Source organism: Acidovorax sp. 100, from assembly GCF_003688355.1.
Lineage (GTDB): Bacteria > Pseudomonadota > Gammaproteobacteria > Burkholderiales > Burkholderiaceae_C > Acidovorax > Acidovorax delafieldii.
On the sequence record NZ_REFD01000001.1, the window covers coordinates 4,792,528 to 4,811,726 of the forward strand.

Consider the following 19,199-nt stretch of genomic DNA (forward strand, 5'->3'; position numbering starts at 1 on the left):
ACGATATGGAACTGACTCCTCGCGAAAAAGACAAGCTGCTGATCTTCACTGCCGCCCTGCTGGCCGAGCGCCGCAAGGCCCGGGGGCTGAAGCTCAACTACCCCGAGGCCGTCGCCCTGATCAGTGCCGCCGTAATGGAAGGCGCGCGCGACGGCAAGACCGTGGCGCAGCTCATGAGCGAAGGCCGCACCGTGCTGACCCGCGCGGACGTGATGGAAGGCATCCCCGAGATGATTCCGGACATCCAGGTGGAGGCCACCTTCCCCGACGGCACCAAGCTCGTCACCGTCCATCAGCCGATCGTCTGACCCCTCCCCAACACGTCCCCTTCTCTCTGTGGAGCCCCCCATGCGCATCACACTCTCACACCGTCACAAAGCCGCTCTTCTTTTTATAGCAACCAGTGCAATCAGTTCTAGCGCCATCGCCCATACCGGCGCTGACTCCCACATCCACAACAGTTTTCTGAGCGGCTTGGCCCACCCCCTGTTCGGCCTGGATCACCTGGCTGCCATGGTGGCCGTGGGCCTGTGGAGCGCCCTGGCCGCGCGCCATGCTGGACGCGAACTGCTGTGGGGCCCCATGGGCTTTGCGGCCATGTTGCTGGCAGGCGCCGTGCTGGGCCTGCAGGGCGTGACACTGCCTGCGGTGGAGCCGATGATTGCTGCGTCGCTGCTGGCCACGGGCCTGCTCGTCGTGTCGCGCCTGCGCGTGCCTGGCCTCGTGGCCGCGCTGGGCGTGGGGGTGTTTGCCGTCTTTCACGGCGTGGCCCACGGCGTCGAGCTGGCGGGCAGCCACAGCGCCTGGCAAACCCTGGCGGGCATGCTGACGGCCACCGTGCTGCTGCATGGCGCGGGGCTGGCGGCAGGCTGGGCACTGCGCCATCGCACCGTGTGGCTCAGCCGCGCTGCAGGCGCTGCCGTGGCGCTGATGGGTGGCGCCCTGCTGGCCCAGATGGCCTGACAGATCTGACTGGCGTCATGCATACCGACACAGCAGCAGCTCCCCCCTCAAGGACTCGACCATGATCCCAGGCGAACTTTTTACCGAACCCGGCGAGCACGCGCTCAACACCGGCCGCCGTACGCTGACCGTGGTGGTGCGCAACACCGGCGACCGGCCCATCCAGGTGGGCTCGCACTACCACTTTGCCGAGACCAACAACGCCCTGGGCTTTGACCGTGTGGCTGCACGCGGCATGCGGCTCAACATCGCATCCGGCACCGCCGTGCGCTTTGAACCCGGCCAGGAGCGCACCGTGGAGCTGGTGGACTACGCAGGCGAGCGCCGCGTGTTCGGCTTTCAGGGCCTGACCCAGGGCCCGCTGTAGCAAATTCAAGCCCAATTGGCCGATAGCGCCGGTATCAATTGCCCCAGCAGCTATCAAAAACATAGTAAACCGTTCTTGCGGAGCACCCCTCACATGGCAACCATTGGACGACGCGCCTACGCCGAGATGTTCGGCCCCACGGTGGGCGACCGCGTGCGCCTGGCCGACACCGAACTCATTCTCGAAGTCGAGGCCGACCACACCCTGCGCGCCGGCAGCTACGGCGAAGAGGTGAAGTTTGGCGGCGGCAAGACGATTCGCGACGGTATGGCACAGAGCCAGCGCAGCAATGCACAAGGCGCGGTGGACACAGTGCTGACCAACGCCCTGGTGGTAGACCACACCGGCATCTTCAAGGCCGACATCGGCCTGCGCGCAGGCCGCATCGCCGCCATCGGCAAAGCCGGCAACCCCGACACCCAGCCCGGCGTGGACATCGTCATCGGCCCCGGCACGGAGGTCATCAGCTGCGAGGGCAACATCGTCACCGCGGGCGGCATCGACAGCCACATCCACTTCATCTGCCCGCAGCAGATCGAAGAAGCCCTGGCCAGCGGCGTGACCACCATGCTGGGCGGCGGCACCGGCCCCGCCACGGGCACGCTGGCCACCACCTGCACCTCCGGCCCCTTCAACATGGAACGCATGCTGCAGGCGGCCGACGCCTTCCCCATGAACCTGGGTTTCCTCGGCAAGGGCAACGCCAGCCTGCCCGACGCGCTGCACGAGCAGATCAGCGCAGGCGCCATCGGCCTCAAGCTGCATGAAGACTGGGGCACCACGCCTGCGGCCATCAGCAACTGCCTCGACGTGGCCGAGGCCACCGACACGCAGGTCGCCATCCACAGCGACACGCTCAACGAATCGGGTTTTGTGGAGAACACCATCGCGGCGGTGGGCGGGCGCGGCATCTGCGCCTTTCACACCGAAGGCGCGGGCGGCGGCCATGCCCCCGACATCCTGCGCGTGGTGGGCGAGGACAACTTCCTGCCATCGTCCACCAACCCCACCATGCCTTATACGCACAACACGCTGGACGAGCATGTGGACATGCTCATGGTGTGCCACCACCTCGATGCCAGCATCGCCGAAGACCTGGCCTTTGCCGAAAGCCGCATCCGCAAGGAGACCATCGCTGCCGAAGACATCCTGCACGACCTGGGCGCCATCAGCATGATGTCCAGCGACAGCCAAGCCATGGGCCGCGTGGGCGAAGTCATCCTGCGCACCTGGCAGACCGCGCACAAGATGAAGGTGCAGCGTGGCAGCCTGCAGGGCGACACGGCCCGCAACGACAACACGCGCATCAAGCGCTACGTGGCCAAGTACACCATCAACCCCGCCATTGCCCACGGCATCAGCCACGAGGTGGGCTCGCTCGAAGTGGGCAAATGGGCCGACATCGTGATCTGGAAGCCCGCGTTCTTTGGCGTGAAGCCCGCGCTGATCCTGAAGGGCGGACTGATTGCCATGGCTGCGATGGGCGACCCCAACGCGTCCATCCCCACGCCGCAGCCCGTGCACTATCGGCCCATGTTTGGCTCGTTTGGCGGGGCCATCGCCAAAACGTCGCTCACCTTTGTCTCGCAGGCAGGATTGGCTGCAGGCATTGGCGAGCGCTTTGGCCTGCGCAAAACGCTGTCCGCCGTGCGCAACATCCGCGGCATCCGCAAGCGCGACATGGTGCACAACAGCTACACGCCCAAGATGGAGGTGGACGCGCAGACCTACACCGTGCGCGCCGACGGCCAGCTGCTCACCTGTGAAGCAGCCACTGTGCTGCCCATGGCACAGCGCTACTTCCTGTTCTGAGGTCGCTTCCCATGAACGCCTTGCTGCAAGACCTGCGGATCCGCCTGGACGACCTGACCGATCCCCGCATCGAAGCCTTCATGCAGGAGCATTTGAAGGACATGCGTGCCACCTCGCCACCTGAGAGCGTGCACGCGCTCGACATGGTGCAACTGCGCCAGCCCGAGATCCGCTTCTGGACGGCCTGGCGCGGCGAGGGCGAGTTGGTGGGTACCGGTGCACTCAAGCACCTGGATGCCGACCATGCCGAACTCAAGTCCATGCGCACAGCAGCCAGCGTGCGTGGCCAGGGGGTGGGCCGGGCCGTGCTGGAACACATCCTGGGCCAGGCGGTGGACCTGGGCTACCAGCGCATCAGCCTGGAAACGGGCACCCAGCCCTTCTTTGAACCCGCGCACCAGCTGTACCTGCGCTATGGCTTTACCGACTGTGCACCATTCGGCAGCTACCGGCCCGATCCCCACAGCCGCTACATGAGCCGCACCCTGTAGCGCATCCGCGCATCGCCTTTCGGCCAGGGCCACAATGTTGACCTCGCCTATCCGGCTCCGCCCTTCCCTCTTGCCATGATCCAGGTCTCCAAACTTCTCCCCCAAGGCCAAGGCCTCGCTCCCGTACTGCTCAAGCGCGCCACCACCATCGAGCTGGACTGGGACGTGCGCCAGAAAAGCCGATTTGCAGCCACCGACTCGGCCGGACGCGAACTGGGCATCTTCCTGCCCCGTGGCACCCTGGTGCGCGGCGGCGATGTGCTGGTGGCCGAAGACGGTTCCATGGTGCGCGTGATCGCAGCGCCGCAGCCGGTGCTGGTCATCACCCACTGCGAACACCACGGCACACCGTTTGACCTGACCCGCGCCGCCTACCACCTGGGCAACCGCCACGTGCCCATCGAGCTGCAGCCCGACCACCTCAAGATCGAGCCTGACCACGTGCTGGCCGACATGCTGCGCGCCATGCACCTCATCGTGGACGAGCAAAACCTGCCGTTTGAACCCGAAGGCGGTGCCTATGCTGCGGGGCATGGCGGCGGGCACCACCATGGGGGTCACGGCCATAGCCACGATCACGATCACGACCACGACCACGACCACGACCACGAGCATGCTCACGCGCACGATCATGGCCATGACCACGGGCACACGCACACAGAGGTACCGGCTGCGGCCACGCCCCCGGCCCGAGGCCGCACGGTGTCCATCCCCGTGGTGGCCCAAGGGCACGTGCACGGCCCGAACTGCAACCACGACCACTGAGCCACCGCCCATGCGCCTGGACCGCCCCACGCCGCTGCCAGCCGCCAGCTTTTTGCAGCTGATGTGGCTGGCCTCCCCTGCACTGCCGGTGGGCGGGTTTTCGTATTCCGAGGGGCTGGAAAGCGCCATTGAAAATGTGGGCCTCGCCAGCGAAACCGCCGTGGGTGACTGGCTGCAGGACCAGCTCCACATCACCCAGGCCCGGGGCGACATGGCCCTCATCGCCAAGGCTGTGGGTGCGTGGCGGCGCGCCGACTGGGCGCATGTGCGCGAACTCAACGACTGGGTGCTGCACACCCGAGAAACGAGCGAACTGCGCCTGCAGACCGAGCAAATGGGCCGATCGATGGCCGACTGGCTGCGCAATCAGAACCAGGGCGACGAGACCCTGATGCCCGCCGTGCGCCACCTGGCCGCATTGCCCCCCACCTACCCTGTGGCATTCGCACTGGCCGCCTCCACCACCCAGGCGCCCGTGCGCGATGTCCTGCTGGCCTACGCTTTCGGCTGGGCGGAGAACATGGTGCAGGCCGCCCTCAAATCCATGCAGCTGGGCCAAAGCGCCGGCCAGCGCATCCTGGCCCGGCTGGCCGATGCCATCCCAGCCGCAGCCGACCATGCCAGCGGGCTGATGGACAGCGAGCGCCAGGCCTTTTCGCCCATGCTCGCCATCCTGTCAGCCCAGCACGAAACCCAATACTCCCGCCTCTTCCGATCATGACCACCAGCAACCTGCACCACGTCCCGAACCGCACCAAGAACCTGCCGCCCCTGCGCGTGGGTATCGGTGGCCCCGTTGGCTCCGGCAAGACCACGCTGCTGGAAATGCTGTGCAAGACCATGCGCGATGACTACGACCTCATCGCCATCACCAACGACATCTACACCAAGGAAGACCAGCGCCTGCTCACCGTCAGCGGCGCCCTGCCCGCCGAACGCATCCTGGGTGTGGAAACCGGCGGCTGCCCCCACACCGCCATCCGCGAGGACTGCTCCATCAACCTCGAAGCCATCGACCGCATGCTGGGCGAGTTCCCCAACGCCGACATCGTGTTTGTGGAAAGCGGCGGCGACAACTTGGCCGCCACCTTCAGCCCCGAGCTGAGCGACCTCACCATCTACGTCATCGACGTGGCCGCTGGCGAAAAAATCCCCCGCAAGGGCGGCCCTGGCATCACCAAAAGCGACCTGTTCATCATCAACAAGACCGACCTGGCCCCCCACGTGGGCGCCAACCTGGATGTGATGCACGCCGACACCACCCGCATGCGCACCAACGCCCAGGGCCTCAAGCCCTTTGTGATGACCAATCTCAAAACCCTGGCTGGCGTAGCCGATGTGGTCAAGTTCATCGAGACCCGGGGCATGCTGAAAAAATCAGCACCCGCAGTCGGCTAGAATTCGCGCCTTCCCTCCCGGAGACTTGGGTGAGTGGTTTAAACCAGCAGTCTTGAAAACTGCCGACGGGCAACCGTCCGTGAGTTCGAATCTCACAGTCCCTTTCCAGGATTCATGACAGACGGGCCCGAGTGGCCCGTTTTGCATTTCTACCTTCCGCTTTACCTATCTTCCTGGGATGCGCATAGGCAGAAACCCCCACTACCATCCCTTTGGACGGTAGAGTGCGTAGGGGCAATGCGCTCCACGAGCGTAGTGCCCCAGTTCCCGCGCATGTTGGCAACGACACAGGAGGGTTGGATGATCGATTCCGAAAGTGCACAAGAAGCCGCGAAGGCCGTGCAAGAAGTTGCGAAAGCAACCCAGTCAGCAATTGATGCCTCAAGGGAAGCGGGCGGCTTTCTTGCGAAGTACTTGGATGGTCCACTGACCCAAATGTCGGCCCTACTTGAGGACCGCCTCAAATACGCCCGTAGCATTCGGCTTGTCAGGCTACAACATAGATTCCGGCAAGAGGTGCAGGCGTTGGGCACGCAGGTGCCAATTCAGCCACTCCCTGTTAACTTTGCGATATCCGCCTTGGAGGAAGGAAGCCTGGAAGATGATGATGAGCTTCAGGACCTCTGGGCGCGGCTGCTTGCGAATACGGTGGATGCCAGCTCAGGCGTCGCTCCCAGAAGAGCACACATCTCAATGATCAGAGATATGTCACGCATGGATGCGCTCATCTTTGAGGCCATTTACGGCGTACCTGATGTGCCGAGTGGTAAGGCCATCGTTACCTATGAATTGCCCGGAAAAGCGTATCGGGCAGACGGATTGGAGGCTGCCGAGGTGCCCGAACCAAGTGAGGAAATTGTCCTCTCACTGTCCAATCTAGAACGCATAGGCGCTGTTGCTTTTGGCTCAACTTGGTCTGGTGCGGAGGTCTTCAAATTCGCGAACAAGACGACCGCCGGAAGAGAGTTGATGAAAGCTATCAAGCGCCGATCCATTTGATTCACCTCCGGGTTCGGGCTCGGTACATTGCTTAGCCGATGGCACCGGGCTGCTATAAATTCAAGATGCACAAAGCATCCTTGTCTACTGCCGAATTCCTTGCAATTGCCCACCAAAATCCGATCAACGCGGAACTGCTCGACCTCCTACGTGACCTGCGCATTCCCCAGTGCCATCTGACAGCGGGGTGCCTGTTTCAGGCCGTGTGGAACCACCGCACAGGAGCGCCCATCGACTGGGGCGTCAATGATTACGACGTGTTTTATTTTGATGACTCTGACCTCACAGAGGAGGCTGAGGATCGCGTTATCAAGCTTGTATCGAAAGCCGCTGCTGACCTGGGCGCCAAGGTTGAGGTAAGAAATCAAGCCCGGGTGCATCTTTGGTATGAGAGACGATTCAATGCTCCGTATCCGCAACTGAGTCATGCACGTGATGGTATTGATCGTTATTTGGTTGCCTGCACCCGAGTGGGAATAGATGCAGCTTCAGGGGAGCTATATGCTCCTGATGGACTGGAAGATTTAGCAGCAGGAGTGCTACGACTAAACCCCATGTACCCAGATTCCAGACAATTTGAGGCCAAGGCACGGAGCTATCAAGATCGATGGCCTTGGCTGCGCATCGCCTGATTTTGCAGAGCCCTAGGGCACACGTGCCAGACACGCCTTGCGGCTGTCCTGGTCTTTGATTGCGTAGCAGCGATCTCGCGATCCTTTGATTTCCGCCAGACACTGGTTGCGTTTATCGCCCTCCTTGACGCGGTAGCAGTACCCATGGTCCCCCTTGACCTGCGCTAGACAGTACGCCCGCTTGTCCGCATCCTTGATCGCGTAGCACTCCGAGGTGCCCGCCATGGCCTCCCCCATCCAGGCCATTGCGATCATGCAGAGCGGCACGAGGAGGTAGCTTCTCGCTATGTTGTTGATGGTCATGGTGTCCTCATTCGCAGATGCTGTGGAACATGGCCTGCTCCTCGCCAGCGGTGCATATGGTCAGTTGTTGCCCATCACGTTGCCAGCGGAATCTACACATAGCCAGCCCTGATCCGCTACAAGTCTGCATTTCCGGACGGCCCTCACATCGGGTGTCACCCTCCATGCATTGATCGGCATCTTTGGAGATCACTGGCTGCCAGCCATCACGCATCAATACCACCCGCACCTGTGCATAGGATTCGTTGCGAGCGAATGGCGGGACAGGACGCCGTTTGATGCTGGTCTGGGCCTGGGTTTCATCCACCACTGGCGGCGGCGAGCGATCATTCCCGTCTGGTGACTTGCGAGAGATCATGAGTGGCGCGCGATCCTCTGCCGCCACGGTGTTACCCGTGACCTTCTGCCATTGCCCGGCATATGCCCAGTATGTCTTCCCTTGGTAGGTAACCAGCATGCGCTTGGGTTTGAGGTGATCGGCATCCTTTGATGATTGCCATTCCATCCAGTCCGCTTTCACAGGGTCCCCATGTGTCACCTCACGGCATTGTCCACGCGCGATCTTGCGCATTCTTTCTTGATAGAAAACCCAGCTACTACGCTGTAGGTAGCCGTCGTCGGTGACTATGCGCACCAGCACCTCCGGTTGGTGCCGAAATTTCTCCAGCAGAGCTTGGTTGGTTACGTCCGTGGCCCCGATGATTTCATCGAATGACTGCTGTTGATGGCATAGCAGGGCAGGCTCTTTCATGGCAGGGCGCAGTTCCAGTTCTACATCCGGCATGAGTAGTGCGACCGGGGTCATGACTACGACAGCCAGCCCGTACCATGCCAAGATCACCTTCGCCTTGCCGATGCGCCCCTGTGCCCATGTGGTCGATGACCACGCAGTGAGAGATTTCCATTTGTTGGCGAGATAGTTCTTCATTGCGTTGCTCCCTCTGTGTTGTTGTGCTGACGGGGTGTGTTGACCCGTGTTGATGCGTATGGGTCAGGGCTATGACCGTCGGTCATGTTTCCTGCGCGGCGACCGAGGGCGTAGTCCGTCCAGTCCTGCATGAGCTGCTGCCGCTTGGCGAGGAGGTCACCACGCCGATACGCAGCCTCCACCTTGTTGCCCACCGCATGGGCCAGTGCCATTTCCGCGACCTCGTTCGGGTAGTCGGTCTGCTCTGCGCACCAGTCACGGAATGTGGATCGGAACCCATGCGGCACAGCCTCCAGCTTCAGCCGACGGAGTACCGCTGTGAGCGTCATGTCCGAGAGCGGACTACCCAGTTCAGGATCACGGCTGTTAGGACTCGGGAATACATACGCCTTGCCCGAGGTACGTTCTGCTGCTGTGGCGAGCGCTTTCATTTCTTGCAGGAGTGCGATAGCCGCATCCGACAGCGGCACCCGATGTGCCTTGCTGGCCTTCATGCGTTCAGCGGGGATCGTCCACACCCGCCCAGCCAGATCGATTTCCTCCCAGGTGGCACCGCGAACTTCTCCGGAGCGGGCTGCCGTCAGGATCAGGAATAGCAGGGCCTTGGCACCCATCCCCTCCTGGCCCACCAGCTGCTCCATGAACACTGGCAACTGCGCATAGGGCAGCGCCTGAAAATGCATCGTCTTGGTCACCTTGCCTGGAGCAGGCAACAGCTTGTCCAGCAGCCCCTTCCAGCGCGCAGGATTGGAGTCGGTGCGGTAGCCCCGCGCAATGGCCCAGTCGATGATGGACTCGATGCGACCGCGCAGGCGGGTGGCCGTCTCCGTCTTGCTGGACCAGATCGGCTCCAGCACCTTGAGCACCATCGCCAGCGATATGTCCCGCACAGGCATCTTGCCCAGCACAGGGGTGGCGTACATGTCCAGTGACCGCTGCCACTGCTGCGCGTGTTTGGCGTTCTTCCAGCCCTTCTCATGCGATGCGATGTAGCGCTTGGCCGCTTCACCGAATGTCATGCTGGTGTGGATTTCCGCGACCAGACGGGCACGCGCTCTGCGCGCATCCTCGATGGGGTCGATGCCCTGCGCCAATTTGGCACGGGCAGCCCGAGCCGCCTCCCGTGCATCGGCCAGCGTGACGGACGGATACGAGCCCAGACCCAGATCGCGCCGTTTTCCTGCCACCTGATAGCGCAGCACCCAACTGCGTGATCCGTACATCGTGACGTTGAGGATCAGGCCACGCACACCGCCGACATGGTTGGTGCCACGGCGCCAGAGGGCGGCGACCTGGGCCGCGCCCAGTTCCTTGCGGGGTTCGCGGGGCATCATGGCCGCACCTCCGCAGATGCAGGACGGGGATAGCCAGGGGGCTCATAGATCAGTACCTGCCAGTCGTACACCGAGGCATGAGAGAGGGCCTGGGCAGGGCCACCCCCATCCATGGCGATCAGTTCGCTCTCGACGGCGCGAGTGCGGCCCTCGGTGAGCCAGTCGGCCCAGGCGCGGTAGCGGGCGATCATCCCTGCGTCGCGCTGGTGGAGATAGACGACCTGCAGGGACGCAGGCGGGTTCGGTGCAGTCAATCGAGTTTCCTCCTTGACCGCCACTCTGGAGAATTTGGAGGGCTTGCAGGAAATTTCGATTTCATCGTCCCGGAACCCGCATGGGGCAAGGCGATGCTCTCCTCTCCCCAATTTTATTGGGCTTGTTGCTATCAATTTCATATCAATGACTCCTATGTCATTGATTTTCAATAGCTTTTTTCAGCGGCGGAGAGGGGGTGTCTGGAGCGCGCACGCTGTCTTCAGGGACGAGACAGAGGACGCGTTTTCTTGCCGCGCGAGACACGGAGACTCCCCGTCGATGGGGAGCATGGAGGGGAGAGCAGCGGGTAGACCTACCCGCCATCTGTTCAGGCCAATTCGTAGGGTTCGAGCGTCCAGCTGTAGTCCAGGTACAGAGGATGCCTAGGATGGCCATTGACCGTCAGCTCACCGAATCTGCGCCATTGGGGCTGGTACTGCGCCAGCCGTTCATGCAATGCATCACGCGCCCGGAGGAGATAGGGCCGGTTCACTACAGACGTACCCCAGGCCGCCCATATGGTTGGCGTGGGGTATTGCGCGACGGTCTTCTCGATGGCTTCCAGATTGCGCTCGTAGGCCACGGAATCAGCCTTGGGTGGCAGGTCTTTGGGATCGGTGGCCCGTTCTGGGTAGAGATTGAGCATTACGAATCCATCGAATCCGCATTGCTGGGCGACCTTCTCCACGCGGGTCACGGTGGGGTCGAGCTTCTCTTGGGTGGCGGTGCTTGGATTGAGGCCGATGATCAGCAGCGGACGGGCACCGGAGCGGCCCAGCGTGTAGCGCCATTGGTCGTTTTGGTCGGAGTGGTAGATGTCGTACATGGGAACTTTCAGGCATGCATTCGTAGCGTCTGCCCAGCTCTCTCCGGCGCAGGCATCAGATTATTTTGTACCACATATGCGGGTGCATAGAGTCGTCAGACAACGGACAGTCCCTGCCCATGACCAGGGACGAGGCATTGATCGCAGCGTTCGCCGACGAGCTTCGCTCGCGGCGTGCTGCGTTGCGCTTGTCTCAGGAGGAATTGGCCCATCGCGCGGGTATCAACCGGACGTACATCGCCAAGTTGGAACTGGCGCGCAATCAGCCTACATTGACTGTGTTGCTGCGTGTGGCTGAGGCGCTGGAGGTGCCGCTTCCGGAGCTTATTGCTGGGGCGCTTGTTCGGCGGTAGTTGCCGTGCATTTCCGGGGGGCGCTAGCTAGGGAGCTGACAGCGCAGCTGGAGATACTTACCCTGGCCCAGGTATTTGCGTATCGCTCAGCGGACCCTTCTGGGCCCAGTAGATATCTGGATCGCCCATTGCTGATCGTCAGGGTGCAGTCGCCAGCTTCGCACTGGATGGCTTTCCCGGTTTGGGCCAGGTCCACCTTCTAGGCTTCCCACCTCCGACCTCCCAGCCAGTCCCCCGATCCCCCGCCCCCTCTCCCCCTTTAGGGGAGGGGGCGTGGGGAGTGGGAGGCTAGGATTAATGCGGCAGACTCACCTTATCCCCGTCGCGGATCAGCAGTCCGGTATCGATCAGTGACTGGATCGCTTCGCGCACATTCTTGGCGCGGTGATTGCTGCCATAGCCTTCTTCTCCACTGTCGCACTTGTCCTTGAATGCTTGCGCGACGATCTTGCTGATGGCCTCATGGGTCGCCTCTCCGGGAGACTGTTCGCCATCGACGCCGATGCCTGCCACGCGCAGATGCAAGGTGATTGCCTTCAGCGCCTCATCGGCACGCTCCTGTGCCTTGGTCTTGGGAGATGGCAGAGCCGCCGGAGCCTCTGCATCCTCCACATGCCGCACCACGATGGATTTCAGGGGCTCCGCTTCATGCGCAGGCTGGAAACTGATCCCCTCGATCTTGAACCGCCCGCCTGCCGGTTCACCATCACGGCCCTTATCCAAGCGCCAGTAGCGATCTTCGCCCGAGCGGCCCACTTCGATGGACACGTCCGGATTCGCGTGCAGCGCATACGCGCCGCGCGCTCCCCGCCGAGGGTCATTGCCGCAATGGTGCACGAGCAGCACCGCCGCCCCGGTCATCTGGGTCAGGCGCTGCATGTTAGCGATTACCCCGGCCATGGCGGTGTTGCTGTTCTCTTCCGCCATCCCGGCGATGGACGCCGACAGCGTATCGATCACGATGAACTTGGCATCGTGCTTTAGCGCCGTTAGCGCCAATTCGTTGACGTCCTTCTCGCTGGCGACATTGCAGGGATTGAAAACGTAGTGGATGCAATCCAGGTGGCCGACGCCCTGGTCATGCTCCAGCGCCTGAACACGTGTGCGCACCCCGATCTGCCCTTCCAGTGCTACATAGATCACATTCGTACGGGTCACGGGATGCCCTGCCCAGTCAGATCCACTCGCAATAGCAGCCACCATATCGAGCAGCAGCGCGGTCTTGCCCGCCTGGGACTCGCCCCACAGGATGATGATCTCGCCCCCATGAAACACATCCCGCACCAGCCAGACATGCCGGGGCAGATGGCGGAAGTCCTGCGAGGTATGGGTGGGCAACCCGCGCTTTACCCCTGGTGGGAGCGGCAGGGTAGGCGCAGGCAATTGGTGCGGAGGCGGAGATGCGGAGGGCAGAGCCGCTTCTTCCAGTTCGGGGGCCGGTGCCGCCATTGAGGACGCGAGCAGAGGATCTGCTTCCAGGCTGGGGGCGGTTTCCGCCTGCTCGTCTTCCTTCGGGCTCGGCTCGGGCTGGAGCCCCACTGCCTGGGCGACGACCAGCTTCGCCATGTGGTTGCTATCACTGCCAGCAGGCGGGCACTCGGTTGCCTGATTGTCGGCCTCCAGTTTCTTGCGCAGATTGCGCTGCCAATCGAGGATGGCAGCCATGAGTTGAGCTTCTCCGGAGTATTTGCGCTGAGGCAGAGGTACCTCGTCCGATTCGGGGGCTGATGCCTTCGTCGAGGAGATGAGCAGCGATTCGGCCTGCTGGGTGACCGGGGCTTCGATCGGCTCATCGGCGTTCGGGCTGGTCTTCGGATAGAGCATTAGTGCTTGCTTCACGACCTGCTTCGCCACGTGGTTGTTGAGGTTGCGAGTGGCCCCAGAGTTGTCAGAGGGGTCGATGTGTTGGTTCGACATATGCGTTCTCGTTGAATGTTGGGTGGGCATGCGCAGGACGCGGTGAGAGGGGCAGGCAGTTGCCTTGCCTCCTCCGGCCATCAGTGGATTGGCGTGTGAGCGTCCTGCGACATGCAGATAGGTGGGGATCGGAGACCCCACCGCTTTAGGGCGTGACTACTTATCTGAGCGCGTGCGAGCTACAGACTGCTTGCGGGCCGGATGGCGCTTCTTGGCTGCCCGCTTGCGCGTCCCGGCCTGATCGACCGGCGGGGTAGCGAGACGGCGTTCCACGCGCCACAGCCGGTCGCCTACCGACTCCATGCCATCGAGGAGTTCGAGCAGCATGGCGTTCTGCCGCTTGAGCAGCTGGTTTTGCTGCATGACACAGGCGGTCAGCACAGAGAGGGTGATTTGATCTTCGTAGATCATGATTTGCTCCTTGTAGTGCCAGGAGACAAAGGGCCCCTGACCCTACATAGGTGCGAAATCAAAATTGATAGCAGACCTCTCAACCCCCGAAAACTGCCAAAAATCGCGCTCAAATTTTCCGCGCATCGAAAAATATCTAAGTAAATCAATGGCTTGCTTGCTCTATGCCAATTTTGCATTGGGAAATGTTGCTTTTGCATATGCGACCAATTCGCTTAGATCGTGAGTTATTCCATAACTTTGAGTTATGTAATTAAGTGAGTGTGCGCTTGCATCTATTGATGGTTGATTGCCTCGTGTTTGCGCCTCCAGGGTGGTGCAGGTGTCTCGGCGACGGGACAGACTCAGCCAGGGAGAGCTACTGTGGGTAGCGCGAGGGGGAGAGGTGCGGGACTGACCGCTATGCGATGCGGGAGATCAGACTACGGAGGTGGGGATGAACTCAATAAAACCATGAAATTCTCGCAACGCGAAACTTATTCATGGTAAATTCCTTCCACACGAAATACTCAAGGAGTTCGCAGATGAGCGCCCCTTTTGCCGGAAGCAAGAAAGAGCTAGAACAGCTTATCGTGAAGAATGTCCCCAAGGACATGCTCATGGCATGCGAGGATGCCTACCGAACAGGTGACCAGCAAGGGCGTCAGCACTCCGCCGCGTACCAATCTGGTCATAGGGCGTCGGCAGCAGGGCAGAGCAAGCATTTCTTCATCAACGAGACGTTCCATGAGGCTTTGCAGGCTCATGGAGCAACTCCCTCCCCGTTGTGTGGCACGCGCCTCGTAGTTGGTCGGGTAGGGATTTTTAATATTGCCCGCCTAAATGTGCCGGGGCACAAATGGGTCAACCTGCGCCGTAGTGCTACTCGGAGCCGCCTTGCCGAGCTCAACAGCACCATCGAGAGGAAGTATGTCCAGGGTGACATGTTTGCCCAACAGCCCCGTGAAGTCGCTGTAGGCACAATTTTCATCCTTGGTGTGATGGATGGCATTGATGCCAAGGGCCTTGCTCAGTTGACTCAAGTAATGGTCGCGCTGCCAGCTACTGACATGAAGTCTTGGCTCTATATCAGTTCCATGGCTGACTTCCTCAAACTCTACGATCAAACTAGCGCCAACGTTCAACCTGACAACGCTGTGCCGAAACTCAAAGTGCAGCGCAAGAAGCAAAACGACAATGACCAAGGGAATCCGTGATCTTCAGCCTGCTCGCCTTGAGCAGGCTCTTGCCGCTCGCCAATTGACAAAGGGGCAATTGGCGAGTCTCGTGGGTGTAGCTGCATCCACTGTCACGAAATGGTGCCAAGGCACTCAGGCGCCGGAGGCAGGTGCATTCGAGCGCATTGCATCTGTACTCAATGTGCAAACTGAATGGCTGACACGCCCAATGCTTCAGCCGGTATCCAAGCCACTGTTTCGCAGTAACGCAGCCGCTCTCAAGGCGGCCCGGGCAAAACTAGAAGCACGCACGGAATGGGTGCAAGAAACAGCAGTCTTGCTGAGCGACCATGTGGACTACCCAGATGTAAATTTGCCTGCGCGCGATTTCCGCGAGCCTGAGCAGATTGGCAATGCAGATATTGAGGCTGCAGCCGAAGAATGTCGTGCGCTTTGGCAGCTCGGGACCGGCCCTATTCAGGACTTAGCCCTAGCAGCGGAGGGTGCTGGAATCATTATCGCGCGCGAAGAAACCGAGATATCAGCAATCGAAGGACTATCTAGTTGGAGTGCAATACTTGGACGTCCGATCATTTTTCTCTCTGCCGATAAGGCCAATGGGTTTCGTAGCCGATTTGACTTAGCGCATGAAATCGGACACCTCATACTGCATCGGCACATACCAAGGGCTGATGACCGAGATCGGCACAATCAGATGGAGAAACAAGCGCACCGGTTTGCCGGTGCGTTGCTACTTCCCGCCGAGACCTTCTCCAATGAAGTGCGTGTTCCGACCAACTTGGATAATTTACTCACCCTAAAGAAGAGGTGGGGGGCATCTGTGGCAGCGATGATGATGCGCTTACATGCGCTGGGCCTGCTCACCGACGAGGAAAAGCTAGTCCTCTTCAAGCGCCGATCTGCTCGCTGGGGGGCCAAGTCAGAGCCCGATGATGACCAGTGGAAACCGGAAGAACCTCGACTATTACGCAGAACACTTGAGCTTCTAGTCACTGCAGGCATCCTTTCTACTGAGGCCATCCCGCGCTATCTAGGTCTATCTGCTAGAGACATTGAGCACTTGTGCAGATTGCGAGAGAACTATTTTGCCAATCCGTCGGGTGTCGTTGATTTAGCAACGCTTCGGTCCGCTAGAGCGCCAATGCAGCAAAGCCCCCAGGTCAATGACCTCCAGCTAGGCACCGTGGTGTCACTTCTAAATCGCAGAAAGTGACTCGGTCAACGGCAAGTGAACAGGAGATGCAAATGAGCAAAGGTCAAGATCGGATGGTATTCCGCCGCGAGGACGGCTCGTGGGTGAACAAGCGCAATGATGCGGAACGTGCCTCAAGTTTGCATGCCACGCAACGTGAAGCTGAGCAAGCTGCGCGTGAAATGCTCAGTAAACAGGGAGGCGGAGAACTCACCACCAAGGGCGTCAATGGCCTGATCCGGAGCAAGGACACCATCGCCCCCGGAAATGACCCGGTCCCTCCGCGGGACAGCGAGCACTGAGTAGTCAGCGCTCCGGCGCAATGATTGTCTCCGCGAGATAAGCATGGACAGTCCCGCTCCAAGGCTCAGGGAAATTTGGGGTAAAGCCAGCCCGCCAATCATGCTCCGGAGAAGCAGCATCGAGCCACCAATGGTCAAACTGCTTTGTGCCCGAAACAATTTCGATTGGATGAGGGCGGTTAGAAGCTCCAGACTCAATATGGTGCGATGCTTGGCATCAATGGGGGCGGAGACGATGGCTGTCAATCTAGACTTTATGCGAGAGGATCGCCTGTAGGAGCAAGAACGAACACAGGTAAACCTCGGTGGAAAGTGGTCTATCGTCGGGGTTGTGTGCTATCGCTCCAGCCCTTTCCAGAATTGATCAATCCATGAACCCTGCAGGCATTGACACTAGCGCACTGCTCACCATGCTGGGCTTGATTGCTGCGGTGTGGGCCGTCGTACCAAGCTCTTCCAAGCTCAGCTTTCGGTTGAGCCTAAACTGGTTCGACTGGCTAGTCATCTGGACCATGTTGCTCGTCATCCACGGACTCTTCTTCGAACCCGTACTGACCGCACTTGGATTTCCTCTGCTTGGCCCCTGGTTGTGGGGCTTCGACAAGAGCGCCACCCAGTACTCACTGTTCTTACTACTCTCGGCATTCATCTACTGGCGGTCACGCAGGACAACGCTGACGCGATGGAACCTTGGACTCTTCGACGATTTGACCACGTCGCTACTGCATGCTGGGAAGCACGAAGAACTTGCCGAATTACTGCAACGTCACCTTGAATCCGCTCTGGACTTGGCTGCGTCAAAGACCGTGCGCAGCCGATTCGCCAATGCTATACGCCCTTCTCGCCCCGACTTTCAAGTCGTACTCCAAGATGACGGATCTATCACATTAGGAGCAGGCGCGCCGACGAGCAGGATGCTCCGCAACTGGTTCAGCTTCCGCGAATGGGTTGCCGACTCTGTTGGTCCTTCTCAGCGGGTTCAGCGCCGCGCTGTCATCGTCGTAAAACGATTGTTTTCATCCCGGCTACTGACCGCGCACCTCGCTGTCGCGAGGCCCTATCTTTGCATGGATGTCATGGAGCGCGTAACGCATTTTGTGGATGGTTTCCAAGACAATTTCTTTGCCACGCTCCTAGCCGATGAGGCCAGCATCTTGTACAGCGAGCTTCAGAACAACCATAACTTCGGCGGGGGCGGGTACCGGCTGGCACTACCCGATGAAAACCGTCTATTGCGGTTCTACTGCGCAGATATTGATGTCGCAGCCCGCCTCAGGATTTACCGTTCTGTTGGGGAAGCGGTCCTTACTCGGATCGACGCAGATGAGACTCTGGAAAAGAAACTGAATGGAAGGTTACTGACCTTCCAAGAGGTTGGAAAGTACCATGACCCTATTTATGCAGGCATCTGGTTCTTCAGGATCATGGTTCTTGAGGGACTGCATCAGCGTGTTGCTGACCACTTGTGGCTCCACTACATGTCTCACTTTGCCATCCGCCTAAGCGACCGCGCACGCGAAGTTCTGCCGGAAGACGAAAACCACGAGTTCTCAACACCTCTGGCGTACCTGCTGTACGAAGTAGTCAGCGCTACTACTGTGTGGATAAGGGATGCTGCGGCTCTGACACAGCATGACGATGTGTTGCAGCCTGACCAGCGCGAAGGTCATCACATTCATATTTCCTTTGAAGCTGCCGAAGCCATAGGCAGCGTTATCAACGCCATCCTGATGTCGCCACGCATAACGCATAGACTAAAGGACGAAGTGCTCGGCGTAGTGCTCGCCACCCTGCAGTACCTGGAGCAGCATGGTCAATTGGCTGTGTTGGCAACAGTGATGCGAAAGCACCTCATCGAACCCTACGGTTTCCCGGAGCGGAACAACTATCTCGATGTATTGAAGCAGTGCTTCGACAACCAGAACTACACGCTTCGGGCTCACCTGGGGCGCTTCAATGAGGTGCTCAACGCTGCCCTGCGAGCTAGGGGCTGAGAACCGAGTTGCATTCTGAGCGCAAGCAAAACTGACGCATTCCCATAGGCCGCTTCACTCCTCCGGCGCCGACGTTCCGGACGTAGCGAATGGATTGTTTGCGTTGGTTCATCTAAATTGCGCAACAGCTACTGCGTTCTCCCAACCAATTTACCCATTCCTCGACGCCCCGCCCACGCCCTCACTTGGGCGTCAACCTCGACGTGATGCACGCCGACACCACCCGCATGCGCGCCAGCGCCCAAGGACTCAAGCCGTTTGTGATGACCAACTTCAAGACCCTGGCGGGCGTGGCCGATGTAGTGAAGTTCATCGAGACACGCGGGATGCTCAATGCAAGGTCTCGTTAGATGCTAGCGCGGGAGATTGACTTGTCCTGTGGGGGCGGTGGTGCAATCGCAACTTGTGACGCCAGCGGTACTCCTTTCATGCCATCCGATAGCAAACTTCGGTAACACACGTAGCAGGCGCGTGCACGGCGATACTGATCCAAGTTCGCGATGCATGATTGCTCCATATCGAGAGGCAAGGTGCCGCCCCACCCATAGCCCACCGACATTCGCCCCGGGATGCGCACCATTTCATAGCTGCCATTCGGCTGCTGAATGAGTTCGGTCGCAGGCTTCACGGATCTGACTACGGCCCTAGTCATCCCAATTCCGAGTCGCGGACCGATTGCATGGCTCGTACGATTACGGTAGTCAGAAGTGGCTGATCTGTACTCATGTGTATCCAGCGAGCAGATCAAACTGACAAAGTGTGTTGCAGTGTCCGGCCAC

22 protein-coding genes, 1 tRNA gene and 1 pseudogene are annotated in these 19,199 nt (G+C 60.1%); 17 read left to right on the forward strand and 7 right to left on the reverse strand.

Translation table 11 applies throughout. The features are described 5' to 3' along the window. The first annotated feature begins 5 nt into the window (after positions 1–5). From C8C96_RS21865 to C8C96_RS21915, 11 genes are all read left to right on the forward strand, one after another. Entirely contained in the window at positions 6–308 is a 303-nt protein-coding gene (locus C8C96_RS21865) for an urease subunit gamma (protein WP_015012806.1), read from the forward strand. A 40-nt stretch (positions 309–348) separates the two neighbouring features. Continuing rightward, complete coding sequence (locus C8C96_RS21870; RefSeq protein ID WP_121943632.1) at positions 349–963, forward strand: HupE/UreJ family protein; 615 nt, start codon at positions 349–351, stop codon at positions 961–963. 61 nt (positions 964–1,024) lie between these two features. Further along, positions 1,025–1,330 (forward strand): urease subunit beta, encoded by a 306-nt coding sequence (locus C8C96_RS21875; protein ID WP_056747343.1) that lies wholly within the window; start codon positions 1,025–1,027, stop codon positions 1,328–1,330. Positions 1,331–1,423: 93 nt separating this feature from the next. Beyond that, positions 1,424–3,142, forward strand: coding sequence for an urease subunit alpha (ureC, locus tag C8C96_RS21880; RefSeq protein ID WP_121943633.1), 1,719 nt, complete (start codon positions 1,424–1,426; stop codon positions 3,140–3,142). A gap of 11 nt (positions 3,143–3,153) precedes the next feature. Beyond that, on the forward strand, positions 3,154–3,633 hold the full coding sequence (locus tag C8C96_RS21885; RefSeq protein ID WP_121943634.1) for a GNAT family N-acetyltransferase: 480 nt from the start codon (positions 3,154–3,156) through the stop codon (positions 3,631–3,633). Between the two features lie 75 nt (positions 3,634–3,708). Then, entirely contained in the window at positions 3,709–4,398 is a 690-nt protein-coding gene (ureE, locus tag C8C96_RS21890; RefSeq protein ID WP_121943635.1) for an urease accessory protein UreE, read from the forward strand. A 10-nt stretch (positions 4,399–4,408) separates the two neighbouring features. Further along, positions 4,409–5,119 (forward strand): urease accessory protein UreF, encoded by a 711-nt coding sequence (locus tag C8C96_RS21895; protein WP_121943636.1) that lies wholly within the window; start codon positions 4,409–4,411, stop codon positions 5,117–5,119. Continuing rightward, positions 5,116–5,796 (forward strand): urease accessory protein UreG, encoded by a 681-nt coding sequence (gene ureG, locus C8C96_RS21900; RefSeq protein ID WP_056060569.1) that lies wholly within the window; start codon positions 5,116–5,118, stop codon positions 5,794–5,796. Before C8C96_RS21895 ends, ureG begins: the two co-directional genes overlap by 4 nt. An 18-nt stretch (positions 5,797–5,814) precedes the next feature. Beyond that, a tRNA-Ser gene (locus tag C8C96_RS21905) sits at positions 5,815–5,904 on the forward strand. 192 nt (positions 5,905–6,096) lie between these two features. Continuing rightward, on the forward strand, positions 6,097–6,795 hold the full coding sequence (locus tag C8C96_RS21910) for an Abi-alpha family protein (protein ID WP_158605781.1): 699 nt from the start codon (positions 6,097–6,099) through the stop codon (positions 6,793–6,795). Between the two features lie 65 nt (positions 6,796–6,860). Continuing rightward, positions 6,861–7,427 carry a nucleotidyltransferase family protein gene (locus tag C8C96_RS21915; RefSeq protein ID WP_121944140.1) on the forward strand — a complete coding sequence of 189 codons (567 nt, stop codon included), beginning with the start codon at positions 6,861–6,863 and terminating at the stop codon, positions 7,425–7,427. A 12-nt stretch (positions 7,428–7,439) separates the two neighbouring features. Here the strand turns inward: C8C96_RS21915 and C8C96_RS21920 are convergent, their stop codons facing one another. The 5 genes from C8C96_RS21920 to C8C96_RS21940 all read right to left on the reverse strand — a co-directional run bounded on the left by C8C96_RS21920 (position 7,440) and on the right by C8C96_RS21940 (position 11,073). Next, positions 7,440–7,730: a hypothetical protein gene (locus tag C8C96_RS21920; RefSeq protein WP_121943638.1), complete on the reverse strand. Its 291-nt coding sequence runs from the start codon at positions 7,728–7,730 to the stop codon at positions 7,440–7,442. 7 nt (positions 7,731–7,737) lie between these two features. Then, positions 7,738–8,658, reverse strand: a complete 921-nt coding sequence (locus C8C96_RS21925; protein ID WP_121943639.1) for a hypothetical protein — start codon at positions 8,656–8,658, stop codon at positions 7,738–7,740. Further along, positions 8,655–9,992 (reverse strand): site-specific integrase, encoded by a 1,338-nt coding sequence (locus tag C8C96_RS21930; RefSeq protein WP_233584292.1) that lies wholly within the window; start codon positions 9,990–9,992, stop codon positions 8,655–8,657. Before C8C96_RS21930 ends, C8C96_RS21925 begins: the two co-directional genes overlap by 4 nt. Then, positions 9,989–10,246 (reverse strand): hypothetical protein, encoded by a 258-nt coding sequence (locus C8C96_RS21935; RefSeq protein WP_121943640.1) that lies wholly within the window; start codon positions 10,244–10,246, stop codon positions 9,989–9,991. The genes C8C96_RS21930 and C8C96_RS21935 overlap by 4 nt, the downstream gene beginning before the upstream one ends. Before the next feature lie 329 nt (positions 10,247–10,575). Continuing rightward, positions 10,576–11,073, reverse strand: coding sequence for a DUF1643 domain-containing protein (locus C8C96_RS21940; protein ID WP_121943641.1), 498 nt, complete (start codon positions 11,071–11,073; stop codon positions 10,576–10,578). A gap of 119 nt (positions 11,074–11,192) precedes the next feature. Here C8C96_RS21940 and C8C96_RS21945 point away from each other — a divergent pair, with 119 nt between their 5' ends. After that, positions 11,193–11,426 carry a helix-turn-helix domain-containing protein gene (locus C8C96_RS21945; RefSeq protein ID WP_121944141.1) on the forward strand — a complete coding sequence of 78 codons (234 nt, stop codon included), beginning with the start codon at positions 11,193–11,195 and terminating at the stop codon, positions 11,424–11,426. Positions 11,427–11,720: 294 nt separating this feature from the next. Here C8C96_RS21945 and C8C96_RS21950 read toward each other — a convergent pair whose 3' ends face one another. Then, positions 11,721–13,343, reverse strand: coding sequence for an AAA family ATPase (locus tag C8C96_RS21950; protein WP_158605782.1), 1,623 nt, complete (start codon positions 13,341–13,343; stop codon positions 11,721–11,723). A 156-nt stretch (positions 13,344–13,499) separates the two neighbouring features. Then, positions 13,500–13,754: a hypothetical protein gene (locus C8C96_RS21955; RefSeq protein ID WP_121943643.1), complete on the reverse strand. Its 255-nt coding sequence runs from the start codon at positions 13,752–13,754 to the stop codon at positions 13,500–13,502. A 524-nt stretch (positions 13,755–14,278) separates the two neighbouring features. Here C8C96_RS21955 and C8C96_RS21960 point away from each other — a divergent pair. From C8C96_RS21960 to C8C96_RS21980, 5 genes and pseudogenes are all read left to right on the forward strand, one after another. Next, positions 14,279–14,950, forward strand: coding sequence for a hypothetical protein (locus tag C8C96_RS21960; protein WP_147455700.1), 672 nt, complete (start codon positions 14,279–14,281; stop codon positions 14,948–14,950). Continuing rightward, complete coding sequence (locus C8C96_RS21965) at positions 14,931–16,145, forward strand: XRE family transcriptional regulator (RefSeq protein ID WP_121943645.1); 1,215 nt, start codon at positions 14,931–14,933, stop codon at positions 16,143–16,145. The genes C8C96_RS21960 and C8C96_RS21965 overlap by 20 nt, the downstream gene beginning before the upstream one ends. Before the next feature lie 32 nt (positions 16,146–16,177). Further along, a complete protein-coding gene (locus C8C96_RS21970; protein ID WP_121943646.1) occupies positions 16,178–16,426 on the forward strand; it encodes a DUF2188 domain-containing protein in 249 nt (82 codons plus the stop codon). A gap of 371 nt (positions 16,427–16,797) precedes the next feature. Beyond that, positions 16,798–18,420 (forward strand): hypothetical protein, encoded by a 1,623-nt coding sequence (locus C8C96_RS21975; protein WP_147455701.1) that lies wholly within the window; start codon positions 16,798–16,800, stop codon positions 18,418–18,420. Between the two features lie 179 nt (positions 18,421–18,599). Next, a pseudogene (locus tag C8C96_RS21980) lies at positions 18,600–18,770 on the forward strand (urease accessory protein UreG); the annotation flags it as partial. Positions 18,771–19,199: the final 429 nt, after the last annotated feature.

Bases quoted from the DNA above. Each gene is read 5' to 3' on its own strand.
- C8C96_RS21960 (WP_147455700.1), top strand. From the start codon at position 14,279: ATGAGCGCCCCTTTTGCCGGAAGCAAGAAAGAGCTAGAACAGCTTATC.
- C8C96_RS21895 (WP_121943636.1), top strand. From the start codon at position 4,409: ATGCGCCTGGACCGCCCCACGCCGCTGCCAGCCGCCAGCTTTTTGCAG.
- C8C96_RS21940 (WP_121943641.1), bottom strand. From the start codon at position 11,073: ATGTACGACATCTACCACTCCGACCAAAACGACCAATGGCGCTACACG.
- C8C96_RS21930 (WP_233584292.1), bottom strand. From the start codon at position 9,992: ATGATGCCCCGCGAACCCCGCAAGGAACTGGGCGCGGCCCAGGTCGCC.
- C8C96_RS21915 (WP_121944140.1), top strand. From the start codon at position 6,861: ATGCACAAAGCATCCTTGTCTACTGCCGAATTCCTTGCAATTGCCCAC.
- C8C96_RS21950 (WP_158605782.1), bottom strand. From the start codon at position 13,343: ATGTCGAACCAACACATCGACCCCTCTGACAACTCTGGGGCCACTCGC.
- C8C96_RS21970 (WP_121943646.1), top strand. From the start codon at position 16,178: ATGAGCAAAGGTCAAGATCGGATGGTATTCCGCCGCGAGGACGGCTCG.
- C8C96_RS21975 (WP_147455701.1), top strand. From the start codon at position 16,798: ATGAACCCTGCAGGCATTGACACTAGCGCACTGCTCACCATGCTGGGC.
- C8C96_RS21910 (WP_158605781.1), top strand. From the start codon at position 6,097: ATGATCGATTCCGAAAGTGCACAAGAAGCCGCGAAGGCCGTGCAAGAA.
- C8C96_RS21885 (WP_121943634.1), top strand. From the start codon at position 3,154: ATGAACGCCTTGCTGCAAGACCTGCGGATCCGCCTGGACGACCTGACC.
- C8C96_RS21925 (WP_121943639.1), bottom strand. From the start codon at position 8,658: ATGAAGAACTATCTCGCCAACAAATGGAAATCTCTCACTGCGTGGTCA.
- C8C96_RS21920 (WP_121943638.1), bottom strand. From the start codon at position 7,730: ATGACCATCAACAACATAGCGAGAAGCTACCTCCTCGTGCCGCTCTGC.
- C8C96_RS21870 (WP_121943632.1), top strand. From the start codon at position 349: ATGCGCATCACACTCTCACACCGTCACAAAGCCGCTCTTCTTTTTATA.
- C8C96_RS21875 (WP_056747343.1), top strand. From the start codon at position 1,025: ATGATCCCAGGCGAACTTTTTACCGAACCCGGCGAGCACGCGCTCAAC.
- ureC (WP_121943633.1), top strand. From the start codon at position 1,424: ATGGCAACCATTGGACGACGCGCCTACGCCGAGATGTTCGGCCCCACG.
- C8C96_RS21955 (WP_121943643.1), bottom strand. From the start codon at position 13,754: ATGATCTACGAAGATCAAATCACCCTCTCTGTGCTGACCGCCTGTGTC.
- C8C96_RS21945 (WP_121944141.1), top strand. From the start codon at position 11,193: ATGACCAGGGACGAGGCATTGATCGCAGCGTTCGCCGACGAGCTTCGC.
- C8C96_RS21865 (WP_015012806.1), top strand. From the start codon at position 6: ATGGAACTGACTCCTCGCGAAAAAGACAAGCTGCTGATCTTCACTGCC.
- ureG (WP_056060569.1), top strand. From the start codon at position 5,116: ATGACCACCAGCAACCTGCACCACGTCCCGAACCGCACCAAGAACCTG.
- ureE (WP_121943635.1), top strand. From the start codon at position 3,709: ATGATCCAGGTCTCCAAACTTCTCCCCCAAGGCCAAGGCCTCGCTCCC.
- C8C96_RS21965 (WP_121943645.1), top strand. From the start codon at position 14,931: ATGACCAAGGGAATCCGTGATCTTCAGCCTGCTCGCCTTGAGCAGGCT.